The organism is Pseudoalteromonas sp. SW0106-04, from assembly GCF_001293805.1.
GTDB lineage: Bacteria > Pseudomonadota > Gammaproteobacteria > Enterobacterales > Alteromonadaceae > Pseudoalteromonas > Pseudoalteromonas ruthenica.
Genome location: NZ_BCAI01000003.1, coordinates 302,129 through 326,167, shown reverse-complemented (window position 1 = coordinate 326,167; position 24,039 = coordinate 302,129). Strand labels below are relative to the sequence as shown.

The following is a 24,039-nucleotide window of genomic DNA, read 5'->3' as shown; positions in this document are numbered from 1 at the left end:
AGCATTAGCACAAGGAAGTACAGTGAAGCAGCGCATGGAATGGAAAAAGGGCCTACTGAGTTTATTTTTGCTTTTTGGCCCTTTTTTTTCAGTAATGGCCAGCCCTACTAAAGTGACCTTACAGTTAAAATGGCGACATCAATTTCAATTTGCAGGTTATTATGTTGCCAAAGAGCTGGGTTATTACCGTGATCTGGGCTTAGAGGTCGACATTGTCGAGGCTGTTGGTAACGACACTGACAGCGTGGCCAAGGTGCTCGATAATCATGCTCAGTTTGGTATCAGTCACTCCGGTTTGCTTAAGCATCGTCTGCAGGGCCAGCCTGTAGTCGCAATGGCCGCACTGATGCAATCCTCTCCCTATTGCTGGCTAGTAAAGAAACACTCACCAATATTCGCTCCGCAAGATTTCGATAGTAAGAAAATCAGCTCGCTTAGCGCCAGTGAGAATGCTGAGCTTATCACTATGCTTGCCAATGAAGGCATACAGCCAGAGATTGTTGATATTGGTGCTCAGGCGCCATTGGCTGCTTGGATTGAAGGGCGTCTCGATGCCATTCAGGTGTACATTACCAACGAGCCCTATACCTTGGCGCAGCAAGGTATTGATTACCGTCTCGTATGCCCAAAGCAACATGGCTTCAATGTATACGGTGACGTGTTGTTTACATCACAGACCTTCCTTGATGCTCAGCCTGAAGTGGTCGCGCGTTTTTATCAAGCGAGCATGCGCGGTTGGCGTTACGCGTTACTCAACCTACAGCACAGTATTGCCCTCACTAAGCGTCATTATGCCGTTGATAAAAGCCTACAAGAGCTGGCTTTTGAAGCAGACCAACTCAAACCTTTGATGATGCGAACGGGCAGTACGCTAGGTGCAATGTCTGATGCGCGGTGGCGACTGATTGCAGAGCTTTATGCACTGGATGATAAACCTATGCAGGAGTACTTTCGCGGTTTTATGTATCAGCCAATGCAACAAAGTGGTATGCGCTTGTCGTGGATGTTCATTTTAGCTATTGCGATCATCTTAGTTGCCGTTCCGACTTATGTTCGACTCGTGGTGCAAGCGCGAAAATCTAAATAGTATAGTGGCGAGATAAAGTTTTCTGCGCTTGAGCCAAGCGATTTGATATAATCTAACAATTGCAGTCCGTTAGTCTTTCTCATGCCATCGTTAACATCGCACTTTCAACGCCTAGATCAATTGCTTAATGACACTCGAGGTTACTGGCAATGTGTGGCATTTTCATGCGAGCACTACCCTTGGCCTGAACTGACAACGGTGCTGGAGAATCTCTGTGATGAGCAAGTGGCTGAGCTTGATGCCCAACCATCACAGTTAATAGACTACTTCAGTACTCATATTGACCAGCTTTCGCAGTTGCCAGAACTAACCGATTTGCCTATCAGCACACAAGCACAGCCTAAAGCGCTACCATTTTGGCTAAGTAATGGTATTAAAGGCCGTAAATTGACCCAGCTACAGTGCTTTGTTGATGGGCTCGCCCCTGTGCAGGAAGGCAGTACCATCTTGGAGTGGTGTGCGGGTAAAGGTCATCTTGGGCGCCTCCTCGCGCACCAACATCAGGTGCCCGTGCACAGTGTGGAAATTCAGCAGCACCTATGTGAGCAAGGTGAACAGCTAGCGGATAAGCTAAACTTACCGATTCACTTTCACCAAGGTAATGTAGTGACAGATGATTTTAGTGCCCTAATTGAGCAGTGTGATCACGCTGTTGCCCTGCATGCTTGCGGTGGCTTGCATCAAGCCTTGTTGCGTCAGGCCTGTCAGCAGCAAACACCGCGTATTTCAATCTCTCCCTGTTGCTATCATTTGTTTATCAATGGCGACTATTACCAACCAATGAGCGCAGCTGCACAGGCAAGCTCATTGCGGTTGACCAGCAGCGATCTAAAACTTGCGCTGCAACAAACTGTGACAGCACCACAGCGAGTGCGGCGCGTGCGGCAAAAAGAGGTGTTATGGCGACTCGGGTTTGATCAGTTGGTGCGTGAGCAATTTAAACGCTCACAGTACACGCCCGTGCCTTCAGTCGGTAAGCAAATATTCAGCGGTGAATTCTCAGATTTTTGTTTGTGGGCGGCACGAGAAAAGGGTTTAACCCTGCCAGCAAAGTGTGATTTTGCACGCTATTTGAAGCTCGCAGAGCAAAGGAAGCGCATGACCGAGCGAATCGAACTGGTAAGACATCTCTTTAGAAGGGCAATAGAAGTTTGGCTGGTGTTAGATCGTGCTTTATATTTGCAGCAACACAATTATCAGGTGGGCCTCAGTGAGTTTTGCGAAACTGAAATCACACCTCGTAATATCTTAATTGAAGCCAGCATAAACAGTGAGATGCAATGAAGAATCTAGGTCACCTTTTTGAAAGTAATAGGCAATGGGCTGAACGAACTACGGACCATGACCCAGAATTTTTTCAAAAGTTATCGCAGCAGCAAAGCCCTAAGTATTTGTGGATTGGTTGTTCAGACTCTCGAGTCCCTGCAAACCAAATAGTAGACCTTATGCCGGGCGAGTTATTTGTTCATCGCAACGTCGCGAATGTTGTGGTGCACACTGATCATAACTGTTTGTCGGTGATGCAATATGCAGTAGAAGTTTTGAAAGTTCAGCATATTATGGTGGTGGGTCATTATGGCTGTGGCGGCGTTAAGGCGGTACTCGATGAGGCCAAGCTGGGGTTAATTGATAATTGGTTACGCCATGTTGATGACGTTAAAGCCCAGCATTTATCACTGTTAAATAGCGCACCTGAAGCCCAGCGTCTGGCTCGCTTAATTGAGCTTAATGTGATTGAACAAGTACGTAATGTTTGCCGTACCAACATAGTCCAAGATGCATGGGCTAGAGAGCAGCCGTTGACGGTGCATGGTTGGGTGTATGGGCTTGAAAACGGCCGTTTACATGATCTCGATGCCGTGGTTCGCTGTCATCAAGAGCTACACAGCAGCTACAAAGAGGCGCTGCACAACGTTGCCTTGCGCGTGAGAGCTAATGCGCAATAACGAATAGTTGGGCAGCCAGTCTAGACTCGAATTAATCTTCGTCTTGGTTTTCTTGGTTACCCTGAATTTGCGCTTCTAAAAGCGCCACTTTTTGCTCTAGCGCCGTCAGCTTTTCACGTGTTCTTACTAGCACTTGGCTTTGAATATCGAACTCTTCACGGCTCACGAAGTCCATCTCTGAGAGTTTGTTTTGCAGTACTTGTTTAGTCTTACTTTCAAAGTTTTCGGCCATATCGCGCATGCCTTTAGGCATGTTACTGCCAATCTGGCGAGCAATTTCTTCAATTTTTGCAGGGTTTATCATTGCACAGCTCCTTTTCTCACATACTTAAGTGTAACTAACCTCAAGCACAAATAACAACTTGTTTGCCTTAGAGTAGCGTTTATATACGCTGTATCTAACCCAAGTCACAATACAGTTTGCGTTAGAGCATACTTATTTATTTGTCACGGCCCTGATATCGCGGCTGTATCACTTGCGCTAATAAGATAAAATACGTAGCCCACGGATACTCAGATTAGGTTTTATGAAGCTCAACCCTCAACAAAACGAAGCAGTGAAATACATTAGCGGGCCTTGTCTCGTCCTCGCTGGTGCAGGCTCTGGTAAAACCCGCGTGATCACTAATAAGATAGCTTATTTGGTTCAGCAGTGTGAGTATCGGGCCCGTAACATCGCGGCAGTTACCTTCACCAACAAGGCTGCCAAGGAAATGCGTGAGCGCGTTGCGCAAACTTTAGGTAAGCAAGAGGCCAAAGGATTATGGGTATCCACCTTTCATACCCTCGGCTTAGAGATAATTAAAAAAGAGTTGAAAACCTTGGGTTTCAAAGCAGGCTTTTCACTTTTTGACGACCAAGATACGAATCAGCTCCTCAATGAGCTGACTGCAGACGAGCTTGATGGTGACAAAGACTTACTTAAGTTGTTGAAAATGCAAATCAGCGACTGGAAAAACGAGCTGATCTTGCCACAACAGGCTATTGCGGCTGCTCGAGAGCAGCAAAAAGCCCTTTTTGCACAACTTTATGCCCGCTATCAAACCCAGTTGCGTGCTTACAATGCGCTCGACTTTGACGATCTGATTATGATCCCGACGTTATTGCTCAACAGTCATGCCGAGGTGCGTGAGCGTTGGCAAAACCGCTTTCGTTATATGCTGGTGGATGAATATCAAGATACCAATACCAGCCAATACCAATTGGTCAAGCTATTGGTTGGGCAGCGGGCGCGCTTTACTGTCGTAGGTGATGATGACCAATCTATTTATTCGTGGCGCGGGGCAAAGCCACAAAACCTTGTACAATTGAGTAAAGACTACCCACATCTGCGTCTTATCAAGCTAGAGCAAAATTACCGTAGTGCTGGACGCATTCTCAAGGCGGCTAATATTCTCATTGCCAATAACCCGCATGTTTTTGATAAAAAACTGTTTAGTGAGCTGGGCTTTGGTGATCAGATTAAAGTCATTGGTACTCGCGATGAGGAGCACGAAGCCGAACGTGTGGTAGCAGAGATTATTTCTCATAAGTTTACCAAGCGCACAAGCTACCGCGACTACGCTATTTTATATCGCGGTAATCACCAAGCGCGGGTGTTTGAAAAGGCGCTAATGAGTAACCGTATACCCTATAAAATCAGTGGTGGCATGTCCTTCTTTGCGCGCGCAGAAATCAAAGACATGATGGCTTACCTGCGATTGCTAGTAAACCAAGATGACGATAATGCGTTTTTGCGCATCGTTAACACTCCCAAGCGTGAAATTGGCCCTATGACCTTGGAAAAGTTGGGTTCGTTGGCGAATGATAAGCATATTAGCTTATTTGCTGCATGTTTTGAGCCCGAGCTTGCACAGCGTTTACAAGGGCGAGGTTTTAACACGTTAATGGGGTTTGCTCGGTGGGTCGTGGAGTTAGCCGATAACTGCCAACGTAGTGACACCCTTGAGGCGGTAAAAGACTTAGTGCGACAAATTAATTATGAAGCTTATTTGTATGAGACTTCGACTAGCGCTAAAGCCGCTGAGATGCGCATGAAGAATGTCTCTGAGTTATATCGCTGGATCACCGATATGCTCACTGGTGATGCTGACAATCCAGCCCTCACCCTACCTGAGGTGGTGATGAAGCTCACCCTGCGCGATATGATGGAGCGTAATGAAGAGGAAGATGACAGTGATGCGGTGCAACTACTGACACTGCATGCCTCTAAGGGTTTGGAGTACCCTTATGTATTTATGGTAGGCATGGAAGAGGGGCTGTTGCCACACCAAACCAGTATTGATGAGGACAATGTTGAAGAGGAGCGTCGCTTGGCCTATGTGGGGATCACCCGAGCGCAACAAGAGTTAGTGATGACGTATGCCAAAAGCCGTCGTCAATTTGGTGAAACCATGACCCCAGAAATTAGCCGTTTTGTGGAGGAACTCCCGCAGCAAGACTTGGCTTTCGAAGCACGAAAAGCACCACAAAATCAGCAACAACGCATGGAGCAAGGGCAGGCCCGAGTGGCCAATTTAAGGGCCATGCTTAAGAAGGAATAGCGTGTAGTGGTTGTTGCTCGGCAATGGCGTGTTGCTGACCAATAAAGTGATGTACACCGTGATGCTCAAGCAACGAGCGATAATTAAGAATACAGGGCCCTTTAGCGATCACCATGCAGTCATTTAGTTGTGTGACTGCCAACACGCCTTGCAGCATATGATCGTAACGTGGGTCCTGTAATACTCGACGGCTAAAGGTGGCATTGAGTAATACACAGAAGTAGGGCAGCTGGGTCAGTAAGCTTAGCTCGCAGCGATCTTTACCAAACTCATTGAGCCCAATATGCAGCCCCTGCTGGTAGAGCTTGTCTAAATTTTTCATTTGGTTAGCGCTACAAAAGCGCAGCTCGGCTTCACTGAACAACAGGCAAAGTTTATCTTTATTCGTCAGTTGACCCACCCAATGACTAAGCCCCTCAAAGTGTTTATCATCCAGCAACAAACTTGAGCAATTGAGTAAACTCATAATGTCGCTTTGGTGTTGATTAAAGCCATATTTGAGCAGTTTGAGCTCTACCTTAGCGAGCTCGTAATTATCACTGGCAAAACGCTTAAGTTGTTCAAAACTGGTACTCCCGAGCACTGGGTGCTCGCCATAAGCATCAAGTAATTGCGCGTGAGGTTGCTGCTGGTCGAAGTTTACAATGTCGCTAGCACGAAAATGGGTGTGCAAATCCATTAGATGATGACGTTGATGTGGCTCTTGCTGATCGTTGCCATAGCTTAGCAGCGGGTGGTAAAACTCAAAGCGGCCTTTGCCAGTTTGCTTGGCATAATACATGGCGGCATCGGCATCACGAATGATTTCATCGGTATGGCTGTAGTCGCGTTTACTGTAAGTAATGCCAATACTGGCACCGCTTTGAATACAAACCCCTTGGTTGCAGAAGGGTTGCTGCATCACTGCGATAATGCGCTTGGCAACATCTTCGGCTTGTTGACGCTCGTTGAGTTGGGTGAGCAGAATGACAAATTCGTCGCCACCAAGGCGGGCGATCAAATCATGATCGCGAATACATTGCTTAAGCTTATCCGCCACTTCAATGAGAAACTGGTCACCACACTGATGACCCAGCTTATCATTGATATCTTTAAACTTATCTAGGTCGATGAACAATACGGCAAAGTCTTTTTCAGGAAAGCGCTGATATTGCCCCAATGTGCGCTCAAGCTGAGATAAGAACAAACTGCGATTAGGTAACCCTGTTAGGGAGTCATGATGAGCATCATGATAAAGCTGCTGCTCTATTTTACGGCGCTCATCAATTTGTAGTTGTAAATGTAAGTTGGCTTGACGTAGCTCCCGCGTTTTTTCGGCCACACGTAACTCTAATTCTTGGTGACTCTGTCGCAGCGCTTGCTGCGATAAATGGTTTTGCAGTACGTTGGCAATTTGGTTGGAGACGTAAGCGATGAGCTCAACATCCTCTTGCACGAAGTCGTACTTGTTGTTGTATGCCTGGCAAACAATGAGTCCAATCACTCCTTGCGCTGTTTTTAGGGGAGCTCCTAGCCAGCTAGTACAGCGACAGCTTGGGTCTAATTTACCTTGGCGCTCAATGATACCCTCAGCAATCAACTGCTCGCTGCGAGCCCTATCTATTAATTGGCACTGTTTGGATGTTAGTACTAACTCACTAAAGCCTTTTGCAAAGGGTCGCGGACCAAAGTCTTCGCTGCACTCATCGACGGCGTAAGGGAAGGTAAGCCAATTATTGTCTTTATCATACAGCGCAATATAAAGGTTTTCCGCATAGGTGATGGACTTCATGATCTGGTGAACATGGTAGTAAACATCATCAATATTGATCGACTGGCTCGCCAGTTCCGATATTTGGAATAACGTTTGCTGTCGTTCTAAAGCTTTTTTACGTTGGCTAATTTCGTCATTAAGCGCTTGGTTGCTAAGCGTTAATGCTTGAGTACGTTGCTTTACTTGGCTTTCAAGTAATTCGCGCTTTTTCACCCGCTCAATGGCCGTTGCTAGATACAGCGCGATGACCTCAAATAGCTCAATTTGCTCTTGGCTATAGCCTTGTTTGGCATCATAGCTTTGCGACACCATGACACCAATCACATCGGTATCTTGATAAATAGGCACACCAAGCCAATGTTCGGCTTGCGCCCCTAAAATTTTGAACTTGCCTTGTTGCTGCGCTGCCGTCATGGTTTCACGAGTGAAGTAGGCGGTTGCCCGAGAACGAAATACGTAGCCAGTCACACCTTGCTCAAAATGCTGATCGGTGACTAGGGGTGTTTGTATTCCGTCTTTCTGATCAACGAAGTAGGAAAGCTCGAGTAGTCCTGTATCTGGGTTACGCAGGACCACATAAAAATTTTTACTCGGTACGTAATCGGCTAGCAGACGTTGAATTGCAGGGTAGAAAGAGCACAGCTCAGGAATGGTACTGGCTTGTTCTGACAGTAAAATAAGGGCATGTTGGAGGTGGTGTTGCTGCTTGTATTTTTGCAGCAACGCCTTCAGGCGTTTATTCTTTTTCTGGAGCTTATTGAGCTCCTGCGGGGACCACTCATCCACTGAACGTGCCATTTGTTATTTTTGTTTATTTATTAACCGCCAAATATTCCATCTTTTTTGGTTCAGGTCAAGGAGTATCGACCTCTATACTAGGAACGAAAAAGGGAGGCCATTGCCTCCCTTTTTTAACTCTTTAACAAGTCGTTGTTACTGCTTAACCATAAAGTCGATAGCAGCTTGGATTTCCTCATCCGAACAATCCATACAAGTACCGCGCGGAGGCATTGCATTGAAACCATTAATCGCGTGATCAAGCAATGTATCCATGCCTTTTGCTAGGCGAGGTTCCCAGTCAGCTGCTGTTTTTGGAGCGCCGAGTGCACCTGAACCATGACATGCGAAACAGGCCGCTTGATATACTTGTTCGCCACTGCGAGGGCCGCTTGGCGCCGCATCGGCAGCAGCAGTTTCACCGGCAAGGTAAACATCACCAACAGGTTGCAGGCGCTTTTTGATAGCTTCCTCGGTGAGTGAGTTGTCGTAAGGTTGCGCGTAAACAGCAGTGGATAACAGTAACAGTGCAGCTGATAGTTTCTTCATGTTTCTTTGCTCATTCGGGTGCTAACGGTCTATACGACCTGGTGACGAAATATCGGCAAATTATAACCGCAGCGAGCGATTTATAAAATGCCTAGATTTCATTAATGCGTTAAAAAGTAGCCATTTTATGCGCTAGCGCAAAATATTGTCGCCGTTGCACATCGCGTTAAACCCAGCTCAACAGCTTATTCACGGCTTTTTCGATACCGCTGGCAGCCTCTTTGACGGAGCCCGCAAGCATGTAGGCAGGCGTGGAAACGACCTTCGCTTTTTCATCAGCGACGATGTCATCAACGGCACAGTCCACATGCTCGGCGCCAAGTGCATTCATCGCCGAGGCCGTATCGTTGTCGTTACCTATGGTCGCTTTTGTGCCTTGTGGGTAGATGTGCGCAATCATTGCTGGCGCGATACACAAATAAGCCGCCGGTTTGCCTTGTTCGGCAAAGCTTTTACAGACCCGCTCTACCTCTGAATTTAATGAGCTATCGGCACCTTTTAGAGCGAAGTCGCATAAATTTTTTGCGGCGCCAAAGCCTCCGGGCAAGATAAGGGCGTCGTAGTCGCTAACATTAAGCTCTTTGAGATCAAGAATCTCCCCTCGGGCTATACGTGCCGCTTCTTCCAATACATTGCGTGTTTGCTGCTGCTCTTCCCCAGTTAAGTGATTAATCACATGGTGCTGGTCTATATTGGGGGCAAAACATTGATACTGCGCGCCCGCTTGCTCAAGATAAAGTAAAGTCAGTACTGATTCATGAATTTCGGCACCATCAAAGACCCCACAGCCACTTAAAATTATCGCCACATTCGCCATTGTTTTGCTCCTTGATCAGATGAAAGATAATATTCTCTGCCCTAGTAAGGTAACGATCCTAGGTAGCTCCCGTCAACGCTGATTTATGCTCAGCTCTCATGCCACTAAGAGAAAAAAGTTATAAAGGATCACTAGGATCTTTGATCCTTTATGCTAGAATGCGTAGCTGGTTATCGAAAAGGACGTTGTACACGCATTCTTAACGCCTCTTAGAAAGCCACTTTCCACATCGGATAAATAAAATAAAAAAGAAAACCGAATTACGCAGTCTTTTCTTTTTCTAACTAAAACAATGAGTTACAAACCTATCTGGATTCGAAAAATGGACCTGGAGGGTAAGTCATGGTTTTTATCTACAAAGTTATCCACAGGTTTTTAGTTCATTACTTTTACTCTATTTACAGCGCTTAACAGCAATTGCAACTCGTTTTCTTAAGCGCCTTATGGCATCCTTGCGTTATTAAAAAACTGACATGTTTGAGTGTTGAAAAATGGCGCAGATCGCAGAAAATCCGCTTATCCTCGTTGATGGTTCCTCCTATTTATTCCGTGCATATCATGCGCCACCACACCTAACTAATTCTAAAGGGGAAGCTACGGGGGCTATTTATGGCGTAGTCAACATGCTGAAAAGCCTGGTCAAGCAGTATGACCCTACGCACATGGTGGTGATTTTTGATGCCAAGGGGAAAACCTTTCGCAACGATATGTACAGTGAGTACAAGGCTAATCGCCCACCCATGCCGGATGACTTACGTACTCAGATAGAGCCGTTGCATAATATTATTCGTGCGATGGGGTTTCCTTTGATTAGTATTGAAGGTGTCGAAGCGGATGATGTGATCGGCACTTATGCACGTATTGCCAGTGAGCAGCAGCGTCACGTGTTGATATCCACAGGCGATAAAGACATGGCGCAGTTGGTCAACGAACACGTGACCTTGATCAATACCATGACGGGCAGTATTTCCGATCCCGATAGTGTAAAAGAAAAGTTCGGCGTGGGGCCCGATCGTATCATCGATTATTTAGCCTTGATGGGTGATAAAGTCGACAATATCCCAGGTGTAGAGGGATGTGGCCCTAAAACCGCAGTTAAGTGGCTCGACAAGTACGGCTCTCTCGATGAAGTGATTGCCCATGCCGATGAAGTCAAGGGCAAAATAGGCGACAAACTGCGCAATGCCGTGGAGCACCTGCCACTGAGCTATGAATTAGCAACGATCAAGCTTGATGTTGAACTCGACAGCGATTTGGAGCAGCTAAAACTGCAGCAACCTGATACCGATGCCCTGATTGAGCTATATGGTGAGTGTGAGTTCCGTCGTTGGTTGGCTGAAGTGCTGGATAAAGGCAGCAACACCGACACTCATCTTGATGCCCCCACCGATACTCAAGAAGTGCCAACCCGTGATGCTCATTACGAAACGATTTTAACCGAGCAGCAGCTGGATACTTGGTTGGAAAAGCTTAATCAGGCTGAGCTCATAGCCTTTGATACCGAAACCACAAGCGTGAACTACATGGAAGCGCAGCTAGTCGGTATGAGTTTTGCCGTGACTGTAGGTGAGGCTGCTTATCTGCCGCTCACCCATGACTACCCTGGAGCACCGGAGCAACTGCCTCTTGACCTTGTATTGGAAAAAATTGGACCGATTTTGGCCGACGCTAACAAGGCGAAAGTAGGACAAAACCTTAAATACGATAAAAGTGTGTTAGCCAATGCTGGTATCGAGTTTAATGGTATTGCTTTCGATACCATGCTCGAGTCCTATGTGTTTAATAGCGTGGGTACTCGCCATGATATGGATTCCCTCGCATTGAAATACCTGGGCCATAAAACCATTAGTTTTGAGGATATTGCCGGCAAGGGTAAAAAGCAGCTGACCTTCAATCAGATTGAGTTAGAAAAGGCCGCTCCTTATGCTGCCGAAGATGCTGATATTACCCTGCGTTTGCACCAGCATTTGTGGCCAAAAGTTGAGGCGGATAGCAGTTTAAAAACCGTGTTTAGCGATATAGAACTGCCTTTGGTTAATGTGCTCTCTGATATTGAACGCACTGGCGTTGCCATTGATTCAACGATGCTAGCAAAGCACTCGCAGCGCCTTGGTGAGCGTTTGCAGGAGTTGGAAAAAGAGGCCTTCGACATAGCTGGCGAGGAGTTTAATCTAGGTTCGCCAAAACAGCTACAGGCGATTTTGTTTGAGAAGCTAGAACTGCCGGTGATCAAAAAGACCCCTAAGGGAGCTCCTTCAACCGCAGAAGAAGTCTTGCAAGAGTTGGCGCATGATTATCCACTGCCCAAAGTCATTATTGAGCACCGAGGGCTGGCTAAACTGAAGTCAACTTACACCGACAAGCTACCGCTGATGGTGAACGAGAAAACTCAACGTGTGCATACCTCTTATCATCAAGCGGTGACCGCCACCGGACGTTTAAGCTCGACCGATCCTAACCTGCAGAATATACCTATTCGTTCAGAAGAAGGTCGCCGCATCCGTGAGGCCTTTGTTGCCGCCTCAGGCTATAAAATTGTCGCTGCCGATTACAGTCAGATAGAGCTGCGCATCATGGCTCATCTTTCACAGGATAAGGGTCTGCTCAGCGCCTTCGCTGACGGCTTAGATGTGCACAGTGCCACTGCCAGCGAGGTTTTCTCTGTGCCATTGGAGGAAGTGACTAGTGATATGCGCCGTAAAGCCAAAGCCGTTAACTTTGGTTTGATTTATGGTATGTCGGCATTTGGCCTCTCGCGGCAACTCGATATTCCGCGCCATGAGGCCCAGCATTATATGGATAAATACTTTGAACGCTTCCCTGGCGTTTTAGAATATATGGAACGCACTCGAGAAGGAGCCGCTGATAAAGGCTATGTCGAAACGCTATTTGGTCGCCGTTTACATTTACCGGAGATCAATGCTCGCAATGGAGCACGGCGTAAGGCCGCAGAGCGGGCCGCAATTAATGCACCGATGCAGGGAACTGCTGCGGATATTATCAAAAAAGCGATGATCACCGTACACCAATGGGTGCAACAACAACCACAAGGCACGGTCAAACTATTGATGCAGGTACACGATGAGTTGGTGTTTGAAATTGCTGAGCAACATGTTGATGCCTACACCAAAGAAATCTGCAATCTTATGGCCAAAGCCGCTAGCTTAGATGTGCCGTTAATCGCCGAGGCGGATAGCGGAGATAATTGGCAGCAGGCACACTAGCATCAAGCAGCTTGAGTACTTTTGTGCTCAAGCTGCACTTAGTTAAAACCCTGTAAAAGAGTATAAGAAATAGTTTTATTTGGTTTATATAGGATTAAATAAGCGCTGTTACGCGCGCTTTACGTTTATTTCTCGATATTGATTTGCTACAGTCCGCGCGTCCTCATCCTGTAGGACATCCTGTTGATGATGTGCCACTCGCTTTGCGATGGTACAGCGTATTGATAGCTTCTCCCCAGATTGCTATACCGGCTTACCGTTTTGGTAGGCCGGCTTTTTCTACTCCTTCGCTGTTATGTTTTTTATTCTCTTTCCTAGCATTTTGCTGGCTGATCCTTTACTCATTTCCTTAAGTATCCTTGGGTGGTTAGTTCACCTACAGATAGTTTATTGCTAGCATGGTGATAATCATTCTTATCGAAGGAAAGCGTAATGTTTAATAGTTTTGTTCGTTCTTTAATGTGTGGTGCGCTGCTTGTTGGCAGTACCAGTGCATTAGCTGCGTGGCAGGTAGATAATAATCACAGCCGCGTAAATTTTGTCTCAGTAAAGAATAACGCTATTGCGGAGAGCCACTTCTTCAAAAACGTTTCAGGCAGCGTTGATGAGAGCGGCATGTTTAAGCTAGCGATCGATCTCAACAGTGTTGAGACGCAGATCCCGATTCGCAACGAGCGCATGCAGAAATTTCTTTTTAACACCGTCGAGTTTCCCGCGATGGAAGTTACTGCGAATGTCAGTGAGTTAATCGCACAAGCGAAAGATACCGGCGTGGCTCAAGGAAATGTTCAAGCACAGCTGGCGTTACACGGTAAAACTAAAGCTCAGCAAATAGCTGTGAGCGTGGTGGCAAGTCGTGCCGGTGACCTGGTGGTTAGTTCTATGATGCCAGTGTTAGTAAGTCCCTCTGACTTTGCGTTGCAACTGGGGATCGACAAGTTGAAGTCATTAGCCGGGTTAGACTCTATAACTCGCGCCGTTCCTGTCTCTTTTGTACTGACCTTAAATGAGCAGTAATGAGCAAGCGCTAGCGGCTCTGTCGCAGCAACTTGAGGGGCAAATTGCGCCTTTAGATCAATGGTCGCCGCAGCAATGCGGCACCATCGACATTCATATTACTGCAGATGGTCGTTGGTTCCATCACGGCACTGAAATTAAACGTGCTCGTTTAGTTAAGTTGTTTGCTTCGGTGTTATGGTGTGAGCAAGGGCAATACTACCTAAAAACCCCTGTTGAACAGATGGCTATCAGGGTGGACGATGCGCCGCTATTAGTTGTTGACTGGCGTCTAGCTACAGCGCAAAACGCAGCGCGTCCAGCGGTTATTTGTATCGATAATATTGGCCGTGAATTTGTGCTCGGCGCACAGCATCCGCTGCTTATACATGTCGATCCGCAAGGACAGAAGCTGCCTTATCTGCAGCTGCCTTATGGGGTGCAAGCGAAATTAGCGCGTACGGTGTATTATGCGTGGGCCGAGCAGCTCGCTCAGCCCCAGGGTGAGGAGTTTATAATCTATTCGGCAGGAGAGTCGTTTTCACTCGGCGGCTGAGTGACAACAGGCCCTAAAAACCACTCATCTAGCTGCTTTCTTAACTCATTCAAGCCGGTACCTTTAAGCGACGAGAATGCGTGTACAGTGATGTTGTCTGCTACCTCAGCAAGCTCGCGGCGCACCTTTAGCACCTCAGACTTACGTTTGCCTTGCTTGAACTTATCAGCCTTAGTCAGTAGCGCCAACACAGGAATGTCGCTGGAGCTGGCCCACTCGATAAGTTGACGGTCGAGATCTTTTAGGGGATGACGTATGTCCATCAACACTACCAAGCCTTTTAGACTCTCGCGCTTTTGTAAATACTCACCTAAAGAGCGTTGCCATTTTAGTTTCATCTCCATTGGCACTTTGGCAAAACCATATCCAGGTAAGTCAATTAGCCGCTGATCCTCTTGCAACGCAAAAGTATTGATCAATTGTGTGCGTCCAGGCGTTTTACTAGTACGAGCGAGTTTTTGTTCGGTCAGCGTATTTAGTGAACTGGATTTACCGGCATTGGAGCGCCCTGCAAACGCGATCTCAATACCTGTGTCCTCCGGTAATTTACTGATATCCGGGGCACTTGTTATAAACTTAGCTTGCGTATAATCAACGCGGGATTTGGCCACATGAACTCCTCAGTGAGGCACCAAAATTAGATTAACCGCTAGTTTATATCAGAAAGCGGCTAAGCTAAAGGTGCAAGCAATGGGTCAGGAAAGCTCGGCAAAACTATGCGCTGAGACAAATTTTCCTTAAAACCCCGCATTTTATAAGCTTAATGTGGGCAGAAAACGTGCCAGAGAAATTTTTATCGTGTAGAATAGAGCCATTGCATCGAAAAGATTGTAAACGAATACAGGGTCCGAAACAGAGAATTTACCATGAAGAAATTAGCACTATCCTTAACTATGTTAGTTGGTGTGTTGAGTGCAAACAACGCAGCAGCATTTGATGGCGACGCCAGCGCAGGTAAAGACAAATCGGCGACATGTGCTGCGTGTCATGGCGCTGATGGTAACGCGCCTGTCACCATGTACCCTAAGATCGCAGGTCAGCACGCTGAGTATTTATATAAGCAGCTTAAAGAATTTAAATTAGGCATGACCTCTGGGGGCGAAGAAGGTCGCGCGGATCCAGTCATGGGTGGCATGGCAATGCCATTGAGCGATCAAGATATGAAAGACTTGTCTGCTTATTTTGCTTCGCTCAATATGTCTGAGGGCACAACCCCTGAAGATGTTGTCGAGCAGGGCGAAATGCTTTACAAAGCAGGTGACGCCGAACGTGGAATTCCTGCTTGTGCTGCGTGCCATGGCCCTCGTGGTAACGGTACATCTTTAGCTGGATTCCCAAAAATCTCATTCCAGCATGCGGAATACCTTAAGGCGCAGCTAGAGAAATTCCGTGATGGTGCACGTGCAAATGACCACAATGGTATGATGCGTGACATCGCTAAGAAATTGACCGATGAAGATATCGAGGTCTTATCAAAGTACCTAGGTGGTCTACACTAAAATTCAGCCTCGTCCAAATGGATGAGGTTTTGAAAAGTGACTAAGAAAGCAGCATTAGCTGCTTTTTTTGTGCATGTTAATTAAGTTGACGATATCTCCACCTGCTTGTGAGACATTGACCATATGTGAATGTAATCTATTGCTCATTTTAAATCACAAAATAAACCTTAACTTAATGAAATTTAAAAATTTACCTGTTTTGGTACAGCAACAAAACTACAAAAAATAGTTAAACCAGTTGTAACTAAGTTATGAATCAGTAAATTAGTTGCTGTCGCAACAAACAATAACAACAGGGAAATTGGTAACGGAATCGCGGCAAGTTTGTGCGCTAGGGGAGCATCGAAAGATGCACAACCAAGGAAGAATAACAAAGAGTTAGGAAGACCGAGAAAAATAAAACACCACACGGAAGATAATAAAAACAATACGGAAAGTGATAACAAAAATAATAAAATAAGACTTAAAATCAAGTCGAAGGGAGAAGTGTCCAAATTCATTTTGGCGCTCGAGTTGCGAGGCGGTAGAGGTTAGCTCTACCGCCTTTTTATTTGTCCTGTTACAATAGTCGCTATGAAAGCGAATACCTGCCCGCTGTGTCAAAGCTCAAACCCAAATCACTACTACCGCGACAAAGTACGCGACTACTGGCAATGCCAGCGTTGTACATTGGTGTTTGTGGCGGCATGCCAATACGTAACGCCAGCACAAGAGAAGGCCATCTATGATCATCATGAGAATGACCTTGATGACCCAGGGTACCGTCGCTTCCTAAGCAGGGTCTTTAATCCGTTGCAGCAACGTTTAGTTGCTCGAAGTAAAGGCTTAGATTTTGGCTGTGGGCCAGCGCCCTTACTCGCTGCTATGTTGCAAGAGCAAGAACATACAGTGGCATTGTATGATCTCTATTACTACCCTGATCAATGTGTGCTTTATGATCGTTATGACTTTATATGCAGCACCGAAGTAATAGAGCACCTGGCCGAACCTAATATTGTCCTTGGACAATGGTACGAATTATTACGCCCAGGGGGCACTTTGGCTTTGATGACCAAGTTAGTTATCAATGCTGAGCGTTTTGCCACCTGGCACTATAAAAATGATCCAACACACATTGCCTTTTATAGCAAAGATACCTTTGCTTATATCGCCGAGCAGTTTGGATTTAATGTGGAATTTATTGCGGCTGATGTGATCTTCTTAACACGGCCGCGCGATAGAGATTAACTATGACGAGAAAGAAAAAGTCCCGCAAGGTCATCAATAACGGCACTGCGCGTTTAAGTAAAGATAAGCTCAGAGAGCTGCGAGCGATGAAAGAGCAGCGCAGCAAGAAAAAGAAAAAAGGTGCCGAGCCTGGTAACCGTAATTCACAACTTTTAAAAGTTGAGGGTAGCGAGAGCAGAGAGAGCGGCAAAACAGATAAGCGGGTGGGCAGCAAAAAGCCTGTGAGCTTAACACCACAGGCGCCTAAACAGAGCAAGCCTGAGTCTAAGCCTCGGCGCAATCTTCAACCACAAGCGACTCTGCGCCAAGCGAATGAGCCAGAACTGAGTCCGCAACAAGAGTTGGCACAGATTGAAGCGGATGAGCGCCTGCTAGCGCTTATTGAGCGTCACGATCAAGGCGAAACGTTAACAGGCAAAGATGCAAAATATTTCAATGCCAAGGTCGCACGTCATGAGCAACTATGCGAGATACTGGGCATTGATGATGAAGACTTTGCGGATGACGAAGATCTGCTTGATAGTTATATGAATGATTCTTTGGCGGATGAGTGGCTAGACGAAGAGGATAAAAAATGAATTCCATGTGGATCATTGCCATCGTAATTGGGGCGCTGATCATTGCTGGGTTGGCTTTTTACGCAGGGCGTTTGATTTGGCAAGTGAAGGAGCAAAATCAGGCGATTGCAGCTAAACGAGCGGAGCTCGCCGAAAAGCGCTTAGCCCGTAATGCAAAATTGAGTGATAGTATCCACCTGCTCGCGAAAGCGATGAAAGAAGGTCAATGTGAATACTCGGAAGGATGTTTACGAGTGTGGGTACTTATGAGTCAGTACAGCTTCGATCAAGAGCGCGACTTGCAGGCGCACTATCCGGGTGTCTATGCCATGTACGATGCGGTCAAGGACCTACCTACTCACGAGGCACGCAAAAAATATTCGAAGAAGGAAATCTTCAAGCAAGACAGTGCGCGCTGGCGTAAAGAAAAAGAGTTGGAAGCGGACATTCTTGAGGATGCAGAAAAAATCCTCAGTGAATTTACCGCTGACCCCAACAGTAAGCATGTGTTTATGTAAGAAAAGCCGCTGTATAGCGGCTTTTTTATCGCTTCTAGATTACTCGTGAAAAGCGTTGTTGGTTGAGTTTTTGTTGTAAGTATTGATCAAAACACATACAGATGATGCGAATGAAGAGAATACCTTTTGCAGTTACGCGAATATGCCGCTCACTGACGCTCAGCATGTCATCGTTAATAAACCCCTGTAACTGCGCCAGCTCGTTGGCAAAGTGAGCTTTAAAGTTTATGTGGTATTGATTTGAGAATGCGTCCATATCTAGCTCAAAGTGGCAAATAAGCTGCTTTATTACCGCCGCGCGAATATGGTCTTCATCGTTGAGTGTCAGTGCTTTACAGGCACTCAGAGTATGATGTTCTAACGCTTGGTAATACAGCTTCAACTCTTTGTGGTTTTGAATGATGTGATTGCCCAGTTGCGAAATGGCGGATACGCCTAAACCCAGTAGGGGGAGGTCGCCGCCGAGAGTGTATCCTTGAAAGTTCCGGTGCAGATGACCTTGGCGCTGAGCCACAGCCAGTTCATCGTCCGGCTTGGCAAAGTGGTCCATACCAATGAATTGGTAGCCAGCCGCGAGCATGGCGGAGAGCGTTTCTTTAAACATCGTCAGCTTGGCTTGGGCGCTGGGCAAATCGGCGTCTTTAATTTTGCGCTGAGCGGCAAAACGCTCTGGCAGATGGGCATAATTAAATACCGAGACGCGATCCGGGCCAATATCAATCAGCCGGGCAATGGAGCGCGCAAAGGAAGCTGTTGATTGTTTCGGTAATCCGTAGATCATATCAACATTGACCGAGGTAAAGCCCACCGCTTGCGCGCGACGAACCAGTTGTTCTACATCCTGTGCGCACTGTGGTCGATTAACGGCGTTTTGTACCTCATCATTGAAGTCTTGAACACCAAATGAAATACGATTAAAACCGAGCGCCTTAAGCTCATCGATGCGCTCTAGCGGCAAAGCGCGGGGATCAACTTCAATGCTGCGCTCACTGTCGTTGGCAATATTAAAGTGCTCATTAATGAGTGCCATTAAGCGGTGCATCTGTGCGCTATCTAGAAATGTTGGCGTGCCCCCGCCCAAGTGCAGCTGTTTAACGCTTAAGTGGCGGCTATGCTCACTTAATAGAGCCATTTCTTGGCCCAGATAATCTAGGTATAAATCCGCTTTATGTTGGTGGCGGGTGACAATTTTATTGCAGCCGCAGTAATAGCAGAGTTGGTGGCAGAAGGGGATATGAATATACAACGATAATTCATCACCCTGACACTGCTGTAGTGCGTTTATTAGCGTATTGCCATCGGCCCCATCGGTTAATTGCAAAGCCGTAGGATAAGAGGTATATCTCGGGCCAGAAACGTTGTATTTGTTTATTAGCTCATTGTGCCATTGTACTTGTGCTATCACGACGCTCTCTCACACAGGTGGAAGTGCGGCTAGTTTACTTAACGTGCACAGCGGTGCTTTGATCTACAGCAATTGAGCGTGAACTATTCCAAAGTCGGGGTATTGCGTGCCAGTTCAGCCAATAGTGCATGGGCACTATCGCCGGTCATTTCATACGGGTTAAAGTCGCTTTTGCCGCTAAAGCGCATGGTGGTCTCGCGAATAATGCTTGAAGCGGGAATATAGCCCATGCTCCAGCGACCAAAGTTGCGTTCAGTGATCTCACCATAGCTCAGCAGCAGTATATCTTGATGCCGTGTATCGCCCAGTATGCGCTGGTACAAAGCATTTACTCTGGCTCTTGAGCCTTCTAAACACTGTAAAAAGTATTCATGGTTGAAACAGAGTAATCCTGATATATCGTTACTTCGATTGTTGCCGCGCGAGTGCTCTAAAATTTGTGCCACATCGTCAGTGCTGAGAGAATCACTGACACGGGAAGCGTAAACTAAGCGAACTAAAAACATAGCAAGTTGAATTCCTTGGTGTTGTACTGTGCAAAGTGTAGATGGCGCTGAGTTAATTTGGGAGAAAATATGACAAAAAAAATCGTGATTATCGGAGCCGGTTGGCTTGGTGAAGCGCTGGCACAGCGCTGTTTATCGTCAGGGTGGCAGGTACAAGCAACGCACCGTCGTCGTGGTGAGCAAAGTCACGAACGTCAATTTGTTATTAACGAGCGTGGTGAACTTGAGCATGACCTCGATTTAACTGATGCATTTTGGCTATGTGCAATGACTCCGGGGAGTCGAAATCCTAATAGCAACTACCTACAAAGCCTTGAGGCGGCGCTGGCGCTCTATCAAACATTGCAAGGTCGAGGGTTCGTGTTGTGCTCAAGCTCGGGTATCTACCCTCAACAGAGTGGCGACTACAAAGAAAGCAGTGAATTGACGCTAAGCAGTGAACGCCAGCAGCGTTTGTTTGCAGCCGAACAGCGCGTGTTAGAACAGGGTGGCCGGGCATTGCGTCTAGGGGGCCTTATAGGGCCGAAGCGCGAACCGGGGCGTTTTGTTAGTGGTAAAGCGCTATCATCGCATGGCGATGATGTGGTGAACATGGTGCACCGTGACGATGTGATTGACGGCATTTTGCAGCTACTGTCGCACTATGAGCAAACGCAAAGCGTTTACAATTTGGTTCATCCACAGCACCCTACGAAACAGCAATATTACCGTGATCACTGTCAGCGTTTGGGCAATGAGCCTCCGACCTTTACCAGTCAGAGGCCCATTAAACGGCGTATCGATGGGAGCGCCATCGAACAATTAGGGTTTAGTTATCAGCAACCTATTTAGGCCGACGGTAACACCCCGTCAATCAGAGCACATAGCGCGCGCTCTTTGAGCAATTGATTAGCGCGCTCAATATCGGGGGCGAAGTATCGGTCCTTGTCATAGTAAGCGACGCGTTCTCGCAAAGTGGCCTTCGCTTGCTCAACACTGGCGGCCGCTTTTAGCGGAGCGCGAAAATCAAGCCCCTGCGCACTAGCTAGATACTCTACTGCGAGTACACCGCGAGAATTCTCGGCCATATCTTGCAGTCGTCGCGCGGCAAAGGTGGCCATCGACACATGGTCTTCTTGGTTGGCCGAGGTAGGGAGGCTATCGACCGATGCCGGGTGAGCTAAGGATTTATTCTCCGAGGCCAAGGCTGCAGCGGTGACTTGAGCTATCATAAAACCCGAATTCACGCCGCCGTTTTCCACCAAAAATGGCGGCAATTTAGATAAGTTCGAATCTATGAGTAGGGCGATACGGCGCTCGGACAGCGCGCTGATTTCGCTGATCGCTAAGGCGAGGTTGTCTGCCGCCATGGCGATGGGCTCGGCATGAAAGTTGCCCCCAGAAATGATTTCACCTTGCTCGGCAAAGACCAGCGGGTTATCGGTGACGCCATTGGCCTCGACGAGAATGACTTCACTGGCTTGGCGAATTTGCGTTAAGCACGCCCCTAGTACTTGTGGTTGGCAACGTAAGCAGTAAGGGTCTTGCACTTTTTCACAGTCGATATGGGCACGGCTAATGGCAGACTCTTTATCTAGCAGTTGCCGAAAAACTTGGGCGCTGTCGATTTGTCCTTGTTGGCCTCGGGCGAGATGGATACGCTCATCAAAAGGTGCCCGTGAGCCCATCGCCGCCTCAATGCTCATGGCGCCGATAACCGCACTTTGTGCCCATAAATCCTCGCCCTGAAATAGTCCCTCTAAGGCTAATGCCGTCGACGCTTGAGTGCCGTTGAGCAGCGCCAAACCTTCTTTCGCGGCAAGGGTGATGGGGGTGAGGTTAGCTTTGGCGAAAGCTTGTGTTGCTGGCATGATATCACCTTGATAGCGCACCTCTCCTTCGCCTAATAGCGGTAGGCACATATGTGCTAAGGGGGCTAAGTCTCCGGATGCGCCCACTGAACCCTTAATGGGAATGCATGGGTAAATACCAGCATTAACTTGGGCAATTAAGAGATCGATAACGCATTGTCGCACCCCGGAAAAACCGCGTGATAACGAGTTGATTTTCAACAACATCATTAAGCGAACTGTACTATCTTGCATCAACTCACCAATACCGGCAGCATGTGAGAGCACAATAGAGCGCTGCAGCAGTTCTAGTTCCGGCTCAGCAATTTTGGTGTTCGCAAGTAAGCCAAAGCCAGTATTAATGCCATAAACGGTTCGCTTATCCTTAATCACTTGTTGCACACAGGCGGCGCTTGCGGCGATAGCGCTCAGAGCACTCTCGTCTAAGGTGATGTGGATAGGTTGTTGCTGCGCTTGGCGCAAAGTGGCTAAATCGAGCTGACCAGGGTGCAGGTGAACATTAATCATGGCGTTGCTCCTTATTGACCATAGGTAAATCTAAGTCTTGCTCAGCAGCACAGTCTATGGCGATATCGTAGCCGGCATCAGCATGGCGCATCACTCCGGTAGCGGGGTCGTTCCACAGTACTTTCCCCAGTTTGTCATGTGCTTCATCGCTGCCATCGGCAACAATGACCACCCCAGCATGTTGGCTAAAGCCCATGCCTACGCCACCACCATGGTGTAGCGATACCCAAGTGGCGCCGCCAGCGGTATTCAGTAACGCGTTTAGTAACGGCCAATCCGATACCGCATCTGAGCCATCGCGCATTGCTTCTGTTTCTCGGTTAGGGCTTGCAACTGAGCCAGAATCAAGGTGATCGCGGCCAATGACAACCGGGGCTTTTAGTTCACCGTTTTTAACCATGGTGTTAAAGGCTTGCGCTAAGCGGGCGCGATCTTTGAGCCCTACCCAACAAATACGAGCCGGTAGGCCTTGGAATTGAATACGCTCACGGGCCATATCGAGCCAATTATGCAGGTGCGGATCATCGGCAATAAGCTCTTTCACCTTGGCATCGGTTTTATAAATGTCTTCTGGGTCGCCCGATAAAGCCACCCAGCGGAAGGGGCCAATACCTTGGCAAAAGAGTGGGCGAATATAAGCAGGCACAAAACCAGGGAAATCGAAGGCGTTATTGACGCCCATATCTTGTGCCATTTGGCGAATATTGTTGCCATAATCTGTGGCAGCGGCGCCTGCGTGTTGCATGGCGAGCATGGCACGTACCTGCACCGCCATGGATTGTTTCGCTTCGCGTACCACCCGCTCTGGGTCTTGCTGGCGCAGCTCATGAGCTTGCTCCAGAGTCCATCCCTGTGGCAAATAGCCATTTAATGGATCATGAGCGGAGGTTTGGTCGGTGACCACATCGGGTGTAACTTGACGCTCAACCAGCTCGCTGTAAACATCGGCGGCGTTACCTAATAACCCCACTGAGATTGCTTCACCTTGAGCGCAGGCACTGTTAATCATTGCTAAGGCTTCGTCTAAGCTATTGGCTTGTTTATCCAGGTAACGGGTTTTTAGGCGAAATTCAATTCGGCTTGGGTCACACTCAACGACTAAGGCACTAAAGCCTGCCATGGTTGCTGCTAACGGCTGGGCTCCGCCCATGCCTCCTAGGCCGCCGGTGAGGATCCAACGGCCCTTTGCTTGACCTTCAAAATGCTGTTTGGCCATTGCCACAAAGGTCTCATAGGTTCCTTGCACTATGCCCTGGGAGCCAATATAAATCCATGAGCCGGCAGTCATTTGTCCGTACATCATCAGACCTTGTTTATCGAGCTCGTTAAAGTGCTCCCAATTAGCCCAATGAGGCACCAAGTTTGAATTCGCGATGAGCACTCGAGGAGCATTGCTGTGGGTGGTAAAAACGCCAACAGGCTTTCCAGATTGCACCAATAAGGTTTGGTCATCCTCAAGGCGGTCTAGGGTGCGAATGATCTCATCAAAACACGGCCAGTCACGAGCTGCGCGGCCTATCCCGCCGTAAACAACCAGTGCTTCAGGGTGCTCGGCAACCTCTGGGTCGAGGTTATTCATTAGCATGCGTTTAGCAGCTTCAGTTTGCCAGCTTTTAGCGGCGATTTTATCACCGTGCGGGGCGCGAATAACGCGGCTATTATCTAATCTGTGTGTTGTCATAATGTCACCTGTTGATAGGTTGTATATACAATTGGTTTTTA

General features: G+C 47.4%; 21 protein-coding genes. 12 read left to right on the top strand and 9 right to left on the bottom strand.

The genetic code is table 11. The annotated features are described in order from the left end of the window. Positions 1-22 precede the first annotated feature (22 nt). The 3 genes from W04_RS06140 to can all read left to right on the top strand — a co-directional run bounded on the left by W04_RS06140 (position 23) and on the right by can (position 3,033). Complete coding sequence (locus tag W04_RS06140; protein WP_082342153.1) at positions 23-1,087, top strand: ABC transporter substrate-binding protein; 1,065 nt, start codon at positions 23-25, stop codon at positions 1,085-1,087. 81 nt (positions 1,088-1,168) lie between these two features. Further along, positions 1,169-2,371 carry a methyltransferase gene (locus W04_RS06135; protein ID WP_053910193.1) on the top strand — a complete coding sequence of 401 codons (1,203 nt, stop codon included), beginning with the start codon at positions 1,169-1,171 and terminating at the stop codon, positions 2,369-2,371. Further along, complete coding sequence (gene can, locus W04_RS06130; RefSeq protein WP_022946622.1) at positions 2,368-3,033, top strand: carbonate dehydratase; 666 nt, start codon at positions 2,368-2,370, stop codon at positions 3,031-3,033. Before W04_RS06135 ends, can begins: the two co-directional genes overlap by 4 nt. Before the next feature lie 31 nt (positions 3,034-3,064). Here can and W04_RS06125 read toward each other — a convergent pair whose 3' ends face one another. Next, a complete protein-coding gene (locus tag W04_RS06125) occupies positions 3,065-3,337 on the bottom strand; it encodes an accessory factor UbiK family protein (RefSeq protein ID WP_053910192.1) in 273 nt (90 codons plus the stop codon). 223 nt (positions 3,338-3,560) lie between these two features. Between W04_RS06125 and rep the strand changes: the two genes are divergently transcribed. Next, positions 3,561-5,576, top strand: coding sequence for a DNA helicase Rep (gene rep, locus W04_RS06120; protein WP_053910191.1), 2,016 nt, complete (start codon positions 3,561-3,563; stop codon positions 5,574-5,576). Here rep and W04_RS06115 read toward each other — a convergent pair. The 3 genes from W04_RS06115 to elbB all read right to left on the bottom strand — a co-directional run bounded on the left by W04_RS06115 (position 5,563) and on the right by elbB (position 9,472). Further along, complete coding sequence (locus W04_RS06115) at positions 5,563-8,127, bottom strand: diguanylate cyclase domain-containing protein (RefSeq protein WP_053910190.1); 2,565 nt, start codon at positions 8,125-8,127, stop codon at positions 5,563-5,565. The two genes, rep and W04_RS06115, sit on opposite strands and share 14 nt — an antisense overlap. Positions 8,128-8,262: 135 nt before the next feature. Continuing rightward, positions 8,263-8,655, bottom strand: coding sequence for a cytochrome c5 family protein (locus tag W04_RS06110; protein WP_022946626.1), 393 nt, complete (start codon positions 8,653-8,655; stop codon positions 8,263-8,265). Between the two features lie 166 nt (positions 8,656-8,821). Beyond that, positions 8,822-9,472: an isoprenoid biosynthesis glyoxalase ElbB gene (elbB, locus tag W04_RS06105; RefSeq protein WP_022946627.1), complete on the bottom strand. Its 651-nt coding sequence runs from the start codon at positions 9,470-9,472 to the stop codon at positions 8,822-8,824. Between the two features lie 491 nt (positions 9,473-9,963). On the opposite strand from elbB, the gene polA reads away from it, so the two are divergent. The 3 genes from polA to W04_RS06090 all read left to right on the top strand — a co-directional run bounded on the left by polA (position 9,964) and on the right by W04_RS06090 (position 14,248). Beyond that, the gene (gene polA / locus W04_RS06100) at positions 9,964-12,696 is read left to right on the top strand and encodes a DNA polymerase I (RefSeq protein ID WP_053910189.1); all 2,733 of its coding nucleotides are present in this window, start codon (positions 9,964-9,966) and stop codon (positions 12,694-12,696) included. Between the two features lie 432 nt (positions 12,697-13,128). Then, a complete protein-coding gene (locus W04_RS06095) occupies positions 13,129-13,713 on the top strand; it encodes a YceI family protein (RefSeq protein WP_231658046.1) in 585 nt (194 codons plus the stop codon). Then, entirely contained in the window at positions 13,703-14,248 is a 546-nt protein-coding gene (locus W04_RS06090; protein WP_053910188.1) for a DUF1285 domain-containing protein, read from the top strand. Before W04_RS06095 ends, W04_RS06090 begins: the two co-directional genes overlap by 11 nt. On the opposite strand, the gene yihA is transcribed toward W04_RS06090, so the two are convergent. Continuing rightward, positions 14,212-14,859, bottom strand: a complete 648-nt coding sequence (gene yihA / locus W04_RS06085; RefSeq protein ID WP_022946631.1) for a ribosome biogenesis GTP-binding protein YihA/YsxC — start codon at positions 14,857-14,859, stop codon at positions 14,212-14,214. The genes W04_RS06090 and yihA overlap by 37 nt on opposite strands. A 255-nt stretch (positions 14,860-15,114) precedes the next feature. Between yihA and W04_RS06080 the strand changes: the two genes are divergently transcribed. From W04_RS06080 to W04_RS06065, 4 genes are all read left to right on the top strand, one after another. After that, complete coding sequence (locus W04_RS06080; RefSeq protein ID WP_022946632.1) at positions 15,115-15,747, top strand: cytochrome c; 633 nt, start codon at positions 15,115-15,117, stop codon at positions 15,745-15,747. Between the two features lie 573 nt (positions 15,748-16,320). Then, positions 16,321-16,974, top strand: a complete 654-nt coding sequence (locus W04_RS06075; protein ID WP_053910187.1) for a class I SAM-dependent methyltransferase — start codon at positions 16,321-16,323, stop codon at positions 16,972-16,974. Between the two features lie 2 nt (positions 16,975-16,976). Beyond that, complete coding sequence (gene yihI, locus W04_RS06070) at positions 16,977-17,552, top strand: Der GTPase-activating protein YihI (RefSeq protein ID WP_053910186.1); 576 nt, start codon at positions 16,977-16,979, stop codon at positions 17,550-17,552. Then, positions 17,549-18,049 (top strand): DUF2489 domain-containing protein, encoded by a 501-nt coding sequence (locus W04_RS06065; RefSeq protein ID WP_022946635.1) that lies wholly within the window; start codon positions 17,549-17,551, stop codon positions 18,047-18,049. Before yihI ends, W04_RS06065 begins: the two co-directional genes overlap by 4 nt. Positions 18,050-18,083: 34 nt before the next feature. Here the strand turns inward: W04_RS06065 and hemN are convergent, their stop codons facing one another. Together hemN and W04_RS06055 are read right to left on the bottom strand one after the other, a co-directional pair. Continuing rightward, a complete protein-coding gene (gene hemN / locus W04_RS06060; RefSeq protein WP_053910185.1) occupies positions 18,084-19,454 on the bottom strand; it encodes an oxygen-independent coproporphyrinogen III oxidase in 1,371 nt (456 codons plus the stop codon). Positions 19,455-19,537: 83 nt separating this feature from the next. Then, on the bottom strand, positions 19,538-19,960 hold the full coding sequence (locus tag W04_RS06055; RefSeq protein WP_053910184.1) for a BLUF domain-containing protein: 423 nt from the start codon (positions 19,958-19,960) through the stop codon (positions 19,538-19,540). Positions 19,961-20,029: 69 nt separating this feature from the next. Here W04_RS06055 and W04_RS06050 point away from each other — a divergent pair, with 69 nt between their 5' ends. Next, positions 20,030-20,791, top strand: coding sequence for an NADP-binding protein (locus W04_RS06050; RefSeq protein ID WP_053910183.1), 762 nt, complete (start codon positions 20,030-20,032; stop codon positions 20,789-20,791). On the opposite strand, the gene hutH is transcribed toward W04_RS06050, so the two are convergent. Further along, positions 20,788-22,317, bottom strand: coding sequence for a histidine ammonia-lyase (hutH, locus tag W04_RS06045; protein ID WP_053910182.1), 1,530 nt, complete (start codon positions 22,315-22,317; stop codon positions 20,788-20,790). The two genes, W04_RS06050 and hutH, sit on opposite strands and share 4 nt — an antisense overlap. Beyond that, positions 22,310-23,998, bottom strand: coding sequence for a urocanate hydratase (gene hutU / locus W04_RS06040; protein ID WP_053910181.1), 1,689 nt, complete (start codon positions 23,996-23,998; stop codon positions 22,310-22,312). Before hutU ends, hutH begins: the two co-directional genes overlap by 8 nt. Between the last annotated feature and the right edge of the window lie 41 nt (positions 23,999-24,039).

Excerpts from the sequence above, each read along its gene's own strand:
- rep (WP_053910191.1), top strand. The coding sequence starts at position 3,561 with ATGAAGCTCAACCCTCAACAAAACGAAGCAGTGAAATACATTAGCGGG.
- can (WP_022946622.1), top strand. The coding sequence starts at position 2,368 with ATGAAGAATCTAGGTCACCTTTTTGAAAGTAATAGGCAATGGGCTGAA.
- W04_RS06080 (WP_022946632.1), top strand. The coding sequence starts at position 15,115 with ATGAAGAAATTAGCACTATCCTTAACTATGTTAGTTGGTGTGTTGAGT.
- W04_RS06075 (WP_053910187.1), top strand. The coding sequence starts at position 16,321 with ATGAAAGCGAATACCTGCCCGCTGTGTCAAAGCTCAAACCCAAATCAC.
- W04_RS06135 (WP_053910193.1), top strand. The coding sequence starts at position 1,169 with ATGCCATCGTTAACATCGCACTTTCAACGCCTAGATCAATTGCTTAAT.
- hutU (WP_053910181.1), bottom strand. The coding sequence starts at position 23,998 with ATGACAACACACAGATTAGATAATAGCCGCGTTATTCGCGCCCCGCAC.
- W04_RS06125 (WP_053910192.1), bottom strand. The coding sequence starts at position 3,337 with ATGATAAACCCTGCAAAAATTGAAGAAATTGCTCGCCAGATTGGCAGT.
- W04_RS06115 (WP_053910190.1), bottom strand. The coding sequence starts at position 8,127 with ATGGCACGTTCAGTGGATGAGTGGTCCCCGCAGGAGCTCAATAAGCTC.
- W04_RS06095 (WP_231658046.1), top strand. The coding sequence starts at position 13,129 with ATGTTTAATAGTTTTGTTCGTTCTTTAATGTGTGGTGCGCTGCTTGTT.
- W04_RS06110 (WP_022946626.1), bottom strand. The coding sequence starts at position 8,655 with ATGAAGAAACTATCAGCTGCACTGTTACTGTTATCCACTGCTGTTTAC.
- polA (WP_053910189.1), top strand. The coding sequence starts at position 9,964 with ATGGCGCAGATCGCAGAAAATCCGCTTATCCTCGTTGATGGTTCCTCC.
- elbB (WP_022946627.1), bottom strand. The coding sequence starts at position 9,472 with ATGGCGAATGTGGCGATAATTTTAAGTGGCTGTGGGGTCTTTGATGGT.
- hutH (WP_053910182.1), bottom strand. The coding sequence starts at position 22,317 with ATGATTAATGTTCACCTGCACCCTGGTCAGCTCGATTTAGCCACTTTG.
- yihI (WP_053910186.1), top strand. The coding sequence starts at position 16,977 with ATGACGAGAAAGAAAAAGTCCCGCAAGGTCATCAATAACGGCACTGCG.
- W04_RS06090 (WP_053910188.1), top strand. The coding sequence starts at position 13,703 with ATGAGCAGTAATGAGCAAGCGCTAGCGGCTCTGTCGCAGCAACTTGAG.
- W04_RS06055 (WP_053910184.1), bottom strand. The coding sequence starts at position 19,960 with ATGTTTTTAGTTCGCTTAGTTTACGCTTCCCGTGTCAGTGATTCTCTC.
- W04_RS06050 (WP_053910183.1), top strand. The coding sequence starts at position 20,030 with ATGACAAAAAAAATCGTGATTATCGGAGCCGGTTGGCTTGGTGAAGCG.
- W04_RS06065 (WP_022946635.1), top strand. The coding sequence starts at position 17,549 with ATGAATTCCATGTGGATCATTGCCATCGTAATTGGGGCGCTGATCATT.